This window comes from Puniceicoccus vermicola (assembly GCF_014230055.1).
Taxonomy (GTDB): domain Bacteria; phylum Verrucomicrobiota; class Verrucomicrobiia; order Opitutales; family Puniceicoccaceae; genus Puniceicoccus; species Puniceicoccus vermicola.
In genome coordinates this window covers 1-1,388 of the sequence record NZ_JACHVA010000108.1, presented here as the reverse complement: position 1 = coordinate 1,388, position 1,388 = coordinate 1, and the positions used below count along the sequence as shown (strand labels likewise).

The window sequence follows — 1,388 nt, the reverse complement described above, 5'->3', positions numbered from 1 at the left end:
CGTCGAGGCTAGGCGTCCCGGCCTGAGAGGTCCAGCGTTCTATTGGTTGACGATTTCACGGGCGGTAACGACGGGTTGCCTATGCAGATTGGTTCAGGGAATCTTGTTTTCTTCTTTTTCTCCATTTCGAATAGCAAAAACTTAACGCAGTTCCGAGGAGCACAAGCAGAAAGAACCCCCAGTAACCGACGCCATTCCATCCAAAAATTGGATTCAGGTCAAAATCTCCAGTTGCCTTCCATTTATTCACGTGAGCACAAAATAGAGCAGAATAAAAACGATAAATCCCCATCCCAGCAGGGTTTTCAATTTGGACTCTCTCGCTTTTTTCAAAATTCTATCTCCTGAACGTGAAAGCCATACGCGGAAGTCAGCGCGGAGCGCTGGCTGGAGTTGTATGGGCTGACTGGTTCGGCTTATTTTTTTCGTAATATTTCATGGTACCTTTTCCAATCAGTCTCCGACATTTTAGTTCCGCAGTAAACTGAAGCTGTCAGATGCCCCTGGGATGCTGAGAGAGGTTGGTAACTTAAGTGGAAATCTTCGATCCACATCTCCCCTCCGCCATATGCCAGCTCTACGATGCCCGGGCCTACTGTGAATTCCTTCAAGTCTCGGCCATGGTTTCCGACGACTCTTACTAATCCAGTCCCGTTTACTTCGCCGGTTACAAGGGCATATGCGGACCCTGAACTCCAAAGTGCGAGAGGTGCTTCGGACGATACTGTGAATGAGGAGTCGACATCCTCGGTGGAAATTGAACTGTGAGATTTTGGGGATAGGAATAGATACAGACCCACTGCAAGTATGGGTGCAGAAATGATTCCATAGGTGAGAAGCTTCATTTATTTTGCCGAACGTGAAAGCCATACGCGGAAGTCAGCGCGGAGCGCTGGCTGGAGTTGTATGGGCTGACTAGTTCTGCTCAATTTCTTTTAGTTCTCTTTCAATTCCCCAAGCTCTTGTTTCTTTAGTCTCAGCGTTGATCCAAATAAGAGCATTGATTCCGCCTGTCATGTGCTGAACTTGAACTTGCCAAATCTTTGATTCCGGACTTCCCAATCCATCAATTTCTTCTTCAAGTTGGAAGCTGAAATCAGGGATAAGCCTTTCCTCCGCGAGTAAACCGTAAGTCTGAAACCAATACTCGCTTGCTAGTCTCTGTGCTTCCTCTTTTTCCGATTCGGTGAGTCTCTTGAAGCCGAATTCGGCAAGAAGATCAGACTCAACAATTCCTTTCTGTCCTTCCTGCGGTTCATCTTCGTTTGCTCCCGTTCCATCGTTGATAAGTATGAATCGACTGAAATCTGCGTCATCCAATTCTGCGGCCCATAGCAGGGGACTGAGGATAAGTAGAATGACGATTGTTTTCATTTTTCTGCAGAACG

Annotated in this window: 2 protein-coding genes; both read right to left on the bottom strand. The window is 46.9% G+C overall.

Going from position 1 to position 1,388, the window contains the following annotated elements:
* Positions 1-416: 416 nt before the first annotated feature.
* On the bottom strand, positions 417-845 hold the full coding sequence (locus tag H5P30_RS14330; RefSeq protein WP_185693615.1) for a hypothetical protein: 429 nt from the start codon (positions 843-845) through the stop codon (positions 417-419).
* Positions 846-915: 70 nt separating this feature from the next.
* A partial coding sequence (locus H5P30_RS14325) for a hypothetical protein (RefSeq protein ID WP_221774372.1) occupies positions 916-1,388 on the bottom strand: 473 nt, incomplete at its 5' end.